Below are 7,434 nucleotides of genomic sequence, written 5' to 3' on the forward strand. Positions count from 1 at the left end.
GTAGACGCGGCCCCCGACGGTTGACCAGCCGGCGCGACCGGACCCCGTCCGCCCGCCGGCCGGCCGGGGTCAGCGGCGGCTGCCCCGCCAGCCCTGCACCGGCAGGTCGAACTTGGCCACCAGCCGGTCGGTGAACGGCCGGGCGCGCAACCGCACGATGCGCACCGGCAGCGCGCCCCGGCGCACCGTCACCCGGGCGCCCGGCGGCAGGTCGAAGACCCGACGGCCGTCGCAGCAGAGCACGGCGAGGGTGGTGAACGGGTCGACGGTGATGCTGAACGTCGACGTGGGCGCGGTCACCAGCGGGCGGCTGAACAACGCGTGCGCGCTGATCGGCACCAGCAGCAGCGCCTCCACCTCCGGCCAGACCACCGGGCCGCCGCCGGAGAACGCGTACGCCGTGGAGCCGGTGGGAGTGGCGCAGACCACCCCGTCACAGCCGTACCGCGACAGCGGCCGACCGTCCACGTCGACCAGCAGCTCCAGCATCTGGGCCCGCTCGCCCTTCTCGACGCTGATCTCGTTCAGCCCCCACGACTCGATCGTCGGGCCGCCGTCGAACTCGGCGGTCACGTCGAGGGTGAGCCGTTCGTCCACCGTGTAGTTGCGCTCCACCACGTCCCGCACGGCGACGTCGAGGTCGTTGATCTCGGCCTCGGCGAGGAAGCCGACCTTGCCCAGGTTGATCCCGAGCAGCGGCGCCTTGGCCGGCCGGGCCAGCTCGGCGGCGCGCAGGAAGGTGCCGTCGCCGCCCAGCGCGAAGACGATCTCGGCGTCCTCGGCGGCCTGCGGGCCGGCCACCGGCACCACGCCGGGCAGGTCCAGGTCGTCGGCCTCCTCGGCGACCACCCGCACCTCGAAGCCGGCGGAGATCAGGTCCGCGGCGACCGCCCGGGCGTGCTCGGTGCTGCGCCGCCGACCGGTGTGGGTCACCAGCAGCGCGGTCCGGCTCACCGGGTACGCCCTCCGTCCGTGCCGGTGCGGCCCACCGTCCCACCCACCCCGTACCGCCTCTCCGGGCCGGTCACCCGACCGCGCCGCAGGTCTCCCGCGCTCACCCTGCCACCTCCTCGGGGTCGGCGTCCGGCAGGTCGCCGGACGCCGCCGGACCGGTCGGGCCGGCGGCCACCACGGCGCGTACCCGCTCGGGGTCGGCCGCCGGTGCGTCCCGGCGCAACCATACGAAGAACTCCACGTTGCCGCTCGGCCCGGGCAGCGGGCTGGCGGCCACGTCCGCGAGGCCCAGCCCGAGCGCCGCGGCGGCCGCGGCCACGTCGAGCACCGCCTCGGCCCGCAGCGCCGGGTCGCGCACCACCCCGCCGGCGCCGACCCGCTCCTTGCCCACCTCGAACTGCGGCTTGACCATCAGCGCCAGGTCGCCGTCGGCCCGGGTGCAGCCGGCCAGCGCCGGCAGCACCAGGCGCAGCGAGATGAACGACAGGTCGGCCACGGTCAGGTCCACCTCCCCGCCGATCGCCTCCGGCGTGAGGGTACGGACGTTGGTGCGCTCCATGACCCGGACCCGCTCGTCGGTGCGCAGCGGCCAGGCCAGCTGGCCGTAGCCGACGTCGACGGCGACCACCTCGGCGGCGTCGGCGCGCAGCAGCACGTCGGTGAAGCCGCCGGTGGAGGCGCCCGCGTCCAGGCAGCGCCGGCCGGCCACGGTGAGCCCGCCGGGGGTGAACGCGGCGAGCGCGCCGGCCAGCTTGTGGCCGCCCCGGGAGACGTACTCGGAGACCGGGTCCGCGCCGGTGACCAGCAGCGGGTCGGCCGGGTCGACCATCGCGGCGGCCTTGCGCGCCGGCACCCCGCGCAGCTGCACCCGGCCGGCCTCCACCAGCGCGGCGGCCTGCTCGCGGGAGCGGGCCAGTCCGCGACGGACGAGTTCGGCGTCGAGCCGGGTACGACGTGCCATGGGGTGGTTCTCCGGTGGGTTCAGGCCTGGTCGATGGTGGCGAGGGTCTCCCGCAGCGTCTGGTACGCCGCCTCGTACTGGGCGATCTGGTCCGCCGGGGCCAGCCCCTGCGCGTTCACCATCGCCTGGACGGCCGCGTCGACGGCCGGGTGGTGGGCGTCCGCCACGTCCACCTCGGGGGGCGGCCCGGGGACCGCACCCGGCCGGAGGGCCGCCGACGCGCCGGGCGGCGGGCCGGGACGGGCACCCGGCGGCGGCCCGGGGCGCCCGCTGGACGGCGGGCCCGGGCGCCCGCCGGGGGGCGGGCCCGGGCGGAACGGGGCGCTCACGAGCCGCTCCGGGCGGCGCGACGGGCCGTCACGGCGTACCGTCGGCGCTCTTACGCGGCGCGGCCCGCTTCACGGGGCGGGCGGCCGGCGCGGTGTCGTCGGTGGTGCTCAGCACGGCCGGCGGCTTCCTGGCCACGGCCTTCTTCGCGACGGCCTTCTTCGCCACCGCCTTCTTCGCGACTACGCCGGCCGGCGTCGGCACGGCGGCGCCGCTGCCCCCCGGCGTACCGGCCGAGCGGCCGGCCCCGGGCGAACCGGCGGCGTGGTCGTCCGCCGCCCGGGCTGCGGCGGCGTCCGACCCGCCGCCGGACGCCGCCGAATCGGGGACGCCCGGCGTCGCCACCGGAGCGGCGGCCTCCTTCGGACGGGGCGACCGGGCCGAGCCGGTGGGCGGTACGGAGCCGCCCGCCGGCGCCGACCCGGTGGGCGGCGGACCCGCGGCCAGCGCGCCGGGGCTGCCCTTGGCCTCCCGGAGCTGACGTTCCAGCTCGTGCACGCGGCGGGTCAGCTCGGCGACCTCGTCGGAGGTGGCGAGCCCGACCGCGCCCAGCGCCCGGTCCACCTCGAAACGGACCAGCTTGGTCAGCGCCTCTCGGTTGGCCGCGCCGGTGGAGACCAGTTCCTCGGCGAGCGCCTGGATCTGGCCGGCGGTGGCGCCGCCGTTGCCCACCAGCCGGCGAACCGCGTCCTGGGCCCTCTTGCGCGGCGCCTCCGTCAGGCCCATGGCCAGCTCGAGGTAGGCGCGCCAGGCGTCCTGCATACCTGAGTCCTTCCGTGCGGCGGGGGTGTCCGGGTCTCACGCTACCGGGCGCCCGTCGTGGGCCTCTTGCGGTACGGTGCCCGGGGAACGGCGTGGCGTGCGAAGGAGACGATGTGGCCAGCGTGGACGAGTGTCGGCAGGCGTTGCATGATCTGGCCGCCCGGCTGGACAGGAACGCCGAGGCGCAGGGCCGGATCGACCTGGACCGCACCCTGGCCTGCCGGGTCACCGACCTGGACACGGCGTTCCACGGCCGGCTCGACGGCGGCCGGCTGGTGGACCTGGCCGACGGCGACGACCCGAAGGCGAAGATCGCCCTGAGCACCACCAGCGACGACCTGCTCGAGCTGGTCCGCGGTCAGCTCGACGTCGCCAAGGCGATCGGCTCGCGCCGGGTGTCGATCAAGGCGAACCCGTTCGACCTGATGAAGCTCCGCAAGCTGCTCTGAGCCAGGGCCGGGCGCCGGCCGTCAGCCGGTCAGGCCGAGGGCTTCGCACGCGCGCTCGGCCTGCGGTGAGGTCGCCCGCACCCGCGGGCCGGCAGCCTCCGCCGACCAGGCGGCCGCGCAGAGCGCGGCGAGCGCGTCCAGCGGCGTGCCCGCCCCGTCGAGCCGCAGCTCGCCGTCGCCGGCGGAGGCCGTCCATCCGCCGGTGCCGGCTCCGCCCGGCACCGACACCACCGCGGCGGGGTCGAAGAGACCGGCCAGGTCCGCCGACACGTAGGTCGGCCGCCGCGATTCGGGGGCGGTGAGCAGCTCGGGCACGTCGCTGACGCCGGTCAGCACCAGCAGGCTGTCCAGTCCGGCGCGCCGGGCACCCTCGATGTCGGTGTCCAACCGGTCGCCGACGACCAGGGTCCGCCCCGCTCCGGCCCGCCGGGCGGCGGTGGCGAAGAGGGCCGGTTCCGGCTTGCCCACCACCACGTCGGGCTCCCGCTCCAGCGCGTGCCGCAGCGCGGCCACCAGCGAACCGTTGCCGGGCAGCGGCCCCCGCCCGCTGGGCAGGGTGCGGTCGGTGTTGGTGGCGACCCACAGGGCACCGGCCCGGATGGCGACCGACGCCTCGGCCAGGTCCACCCAGCCCACCTGCGGGCCGTACCCCTGCACGACGGCGACGGGCGCCTCGTCGGCCCGGGCCACGGGGGTGAGGCCGGCCGCCCGGATCTCGGCGCGCAACGCCTCCGCCCCCACCACCAGGACGGGGGCGTCGGCGGGCAGCCGGTCCCGCAGCAGTTCCGCGGCGGCCGCGGCGGAGGTGAGCACCTCCCGCGGCTCGGCCGGCACACCCATCCCGGTGAGCAGGTCGGCCACCTCGCTGGAGCGGCGGGACGCGTTGTTGGTGGCGAAGGCCACCGTCCGCTCCTCCGCGCGCAGCCGCGCGACCGCGTCGACCGCGCCGGGGATCGGCCGGTCGATCAGGTAGATCACCCCGTCCAGGTCGAACACGACCAGGGCGTACCCGTCGACCAGCCGGCCCCCGGCGTTCCCGGTCATCGCCGATCCGACTCCGCGTCGCGGTCGGCCGGCGCCTGGCCCGTCGACGCCCGGTCGGGGCCGTTCGATGCCGCCGGCGTGCCGGCGACGTCGTCAGTGCGCACGTCCTGGGCGGCCGGGCCGGTGGCCACGTCCCCGGGCTCGTCGCCGGCGCCCACGGCGTCCCGGGTCACGGTGTCCGACGTGGCGTGGCCGCTGCCGGACTCGTCGGCGACCGCCCGAGCCTCGTCGTCGCTCAGCTCGTCGTCGCCGCGCCCGCCGGCCTCCTCGAGGTCGTCCTCGTCCTCGAGGTCGTCCTCGTCCTCGAGGTCGTCCTCGTCCTCGAGGTCGTCCTCGTCGTAGCCGTCCTCGTCCTCGTTCTCGTCCTCGTCGTAGCCGTCCTCGTCGTCGGGGCCGAGGCCCGCCGCGGTCAGGTCGGCGTCCGGCTGGGCCGGCACCGATCCGGGAGCACCCGGACCGGCGGCGATCTCCTCGACCGGCTCGTCGTCGTCCTCGTCGCCCTCGATCGACACACCGTCGAGCTCCAGCAGCCGCTCGGCGGCGTCGGTCTCACCCTCGGCGTCCGAGTCGGCGGCCCGGGAGAACCACTCGCGGGCCTCCTCGCGACGACCCACCGCCAGCAGGGCGTCCGCGTACGCGTAGCGCAGCCGTGCCGTCCACGGTTCGGTCGACTCGCTGGTCAGGTCGGGAACCTGCAGCATCGCCACGGCGGCGTCCTTCTGGCCCAGGTCCCCCCGGGCGCCGGCCGCGACGATCAACAGCTCAACGGCCACGGCCGGGTCGAGCTTGTCCCGGTCCGCGCCGCGGAACAGGTCGATCGCCCGCTCGGGCCGGCCCAGCGCCCGCTCGCAGTCCGCGAGCACCGCCAGGTGGCTCTGCAGCCCGCTCATCCGGTGGTACGTGCGCAGCTCGGCGATCGCCGTCTGCCACTCTCCCGCGTGGTACGCGGCCAACCCGACCGCCTCCCGTACCGCGGAGATCCGGGAGGCGAGCCGCCGGGCCGCCATCGCGTGGGCGAGCGCCTCCGCCGGGTCCTCGTCGATGAGCTGACCGGTCGCCACCAGGTGCCGCGCCACGGTCTCCGCCACCGGCTTGTTCAGCGACAGCAATTCGGCGCGGACCGCGGTGTCGAGGTCGCTCGCGGAGATCTCGTCCGGCAGCGCCGGCGCGGCCGTGAGCCCACCCTCGACCTCGTCGCGCCGCTCCCGGCCGGGGCCGAAGCCACCCTCGCGGCGCCGGTCGTCGAAGCCCTGCCGGTCGTCCCGGCGGGGGCGGTCACCGTAGCCGCCGCGCTCACCGCCACGATCCGTACGCGGCCGGTCGCCGCCGTCCCGACGGTCACCGCCGGAGAAACCACCCTCGCGGCGGTCGCCGCCGGAGTAGCCGCCCTCGCGGCGGTCGCCGCCGCGGAAACCACCCTCACGGGAATCGCCGTCGCGCCGGAAACCACCGGGCCGGGAGTCACCGTCGCGCGGACCCGACCGGTAACCACCCTCGCGACGGTCACCGCCGCGGAAGCCACCCTGACGGGAGTCACCGTCACGCGGACCCGACCGGAAACCACCCTCGCGGCGGTCACCGCCGGAGAAGCCACCCTCGCGGCGATCGCCGCCGGAGTAGCCGCCTTCCCGACGGTCGCCACCACGGAAGCCACCCTGGCGGGAGTCACCATCCCGCGGACCCGACCGGAAACCACCCTCGCGACGGTCACCGCCGCGGAAGCCACCCTGACGGGAATCGCCGTCACGCGGACCCGACCGGAAACCACCCTCGCGGCGGTCACCGCCGGAGAAGCCACCCTCGCGGCGGTCACCGCCGGAGAAGCCACCCTCGCGGCGGTCACCGCCGGAGTAGCCGCCTTCCCGACGGTCGCCACCACGGAAGCCACCCTGGCGGGAGTCACCATCCCGCGGGCCCGACCGGAAACCGCCCTCGCGCCGGTCGCCACCACGGAAACCACCCTCACGACGGTCGCCGCCGGAGAAGCCGCCCTCGCGGGGCCCGCCGTCACGGCGGAAGCCGCCGGACCTCGAATCGCCGTCGCGGGGACCGGAACGGAAGCCGCCCTCGCGAGAAGAACCACCGGAGTAGCCACCCTCGCGGCGGTCACCGCCGCGGAAGCCGCCCTCACGGCGGTCACCGCCACGGAAGCCGCCCTCACGGGAACCGCTGGAGAAACCGCCCTCACGACGATCTCCACCGCGCTCGCGGGAGTCACCACCGCGGAAACCGCCCTCGCGGGAATCACCACCGCGGAAACCGCCCTGGCGGGAGTCGCCGTCACGGGAGCCCGACCGGAAGCCACCTTCGCGGCGGTCGCCGCCACGGAAACCGCCACCGGCGCGCGAGTCACCGTCACGCGGGCCCGACCGGAAACCACCGTCGCGGCGGTCGCCACCACGGAAACCGCCCTCGCGGGAACCGCCAGAGAAACCACCCTCGCGACGATCCCCGCCGCGGAAACCGCCGTCACGGGACTCGCCCTGACGGGGACCGGAGCGGAAGCCGCCCTCGCGGCGGTCGCCACCACGGAAGCCGCCGCCCTCGCGGGAACCGCCAGAGAAACCACCTTCGCGACGATCCCCGCCGCGGTACCCACCGTCACGGCCGCCGCGATCGCCGGCGCCCCGGTTGTCGCGGTCACCGCGGTACGGGGGACGCTCCTCCCGGCGCGGGCCGTCGCCTCGACCCTGCTGGGAACGGTCGGATCGGTCTTCGTTGCGGCGCGGACGATCTCCGCCCTGCGGTCCTGAACTCACAGGTACATCCTTCCTCATCGCGTCACCAACGACGCTACGCAGTCGAGGGCCGACCCTGGTGGGGCGGCCCTCGACTGGAATGTTTGTCCGGCGGTGTCCTACTCTCCCACACCCTCCCGAGTGCAGTACCATCGGCGCTGGAGGGCTTAGCTTCCGGGTTCGGAATGTGACCGGGCGT

The 7,434-nt window shown here is 76.2% G+C and carries 7 protein-coding genes, 1 rRNA gene and 1 pseudogene; 2 read left to right on the plus strand and 7 right to left on the minus strand.

Going from position 1 to position 7,434, the window contains the following annotated elements:
- Positions 1-69: 69 nt before the first annotated feature.
- From ACFY3U_RS22750 to ACFY3U_RS22765, 4 genes and pseudogenes are all read right to left on the minus strand, one after another.
- On the minus strand, positions 70-954 hold the full coding sequence (locus ACFY3U_RS22750) for an NAD kinase (protein WP_387205081.1): 885 nt from the start codon (positions 952-954) through the stop codon (positions 70-72).
- A gap of 100 nt (positions 955-1,054) precedes the next feature.
- Positions 1,055-1,915 carry a TlyA family RNA methyltransferase gene (locus ACFY3U_RS22755; protein ID WP_387205084.1) on the minus strand — a complete coding sequence of 287 codons (861 nt, stop codon included), beginning with the start codon at positions 1,913-1,915 and terminating at the stop codon, positions 1,055-1,057.
- Positions 1,916-1,935: 20 nt separating this feature from the next.
- Positions 1,936-2,181 (minus strand): annotated as a pseudogene (locus ACFY3U_RS22760) (hypothetical protein); the annotation flags it as partial.
- Between the two features lie 91 nt (positions 2,182-2,272).
- A complete protein-coding gene (locus ACFY3U_RS22765) occupies positions 2,273-3,004 on the minus strand; it encodes a hypothetical protein (protein ID WP_387205086.1) in 732 nt (243 codons plus the stop codon).
- Between the two features lie 113 nt (positions 3,005-3,117).
- Here ACFY3U_RS22765 and ACFY3U_RS22770 point away from each other — a divergent pair, with 113 nt between their 5' ends.
- The gene (locus tag ACFY3U_RS22770; protein WP_387205089.1) at positions 3,118-3,453 is read left to right on the plus strand and encodes an SCP2 sterol-binding domain-containing protein; all 336 of its coding nucleotides are present in this window, start codon (positions 3,118-3,120) and stop codon (positions 3,451-3,453) included.
- A gap of 21 nt (positions 3,454-3,474) precedes the next feature.
- Here the strand turns inward: ACFY3U_RS22770 and ACFY3U_RS22775 are convergent, their stop codons facing one another.
- Complete coding sequence (locus ACFY3U_RS22775; RefSeq protein WP_387205092.1) at positions 3,475-4,497, minus strand: HAD-IIA family hydrolase; 1,023 nt, start codon at positions 4,495-4,497, stop codon at positions 3,475-3,477.
- Entirely contained in the window at positions 4,494-5,573 is a 1,080-nt protein-coding gene (locus ACFY3U_RS22780; RefSeq protein WP_387205095.1) for a tetratricopeptide repeat protein, read from the minus strand. The genes ACFY3U_RS22775 and ACFY3U_RS22780 overlap by 4 nt, the downstream gene beginning before the upstream one ends.
- Here ACFY3U_RS22780 and ACFY3U_RS22785 point away from each other — a divergent pair.
- On the plus strand, positions 5,508-7,250 hold the full coding sequence (locus ACFY3U_RS22785; protein WP_387205098.1) for a hypothetical protein: 1,743 nt from the start codon (positions 5,508-5,510) through the stop codon (positions 7,248-7,250). The genes ACFY3U_RS22780 and ACFY3U_RS22785 overlap by 66 nt on opposite strands.
- A gap of 91 nt (positions 7,251-7,341) precedes the next feature.
- On the opposite strand, the gene rrf is transcribed toward ACFY3U_RS22785, so the two are convergent.
- Positions 7,342-7,434, minus strand: a 5S ribosomal RNA gene (gene rrf, locus ACFY3U_RS22790); the annotation flags it as partial.

The organism is Micromonospora sp. NPDC000089 (assembly GCF_042899365.1).
Classification (GTDB): domain Bacteria; phylum Actinomycetota; class Actinomycetes; order Mycobacteriales; family Micromonosporaceae; genus Micromonospora.

What these genes read in the sequence shown, in the direction of transcription:
- ACFY3U_RS22775 (WP_387205092.1), bottom strand. Translation starts at nt 4,497, where the DNA reads ATGACCGGGAACGCCGGGGGCCGGCTGGTCGACGGGTACGCCCTGGTC.
- ACFY3U_RS22765 (WP_387205086.1), bottom strand. Translation starts at nt 3,004, where the DNA reads ATGCAGGACGCCTGGCGCGCCTACCTCGAGCTGGCCATGGGCCTGACG.
- ACFY3U_RS22755 (WP_387205084.1), bottom strand. Translation starts at nt 1,915, where the DNA reads ATGGCACGTCGTACCCGGCTCGACGCCGAACTCGTCCGTCGCGGACTG.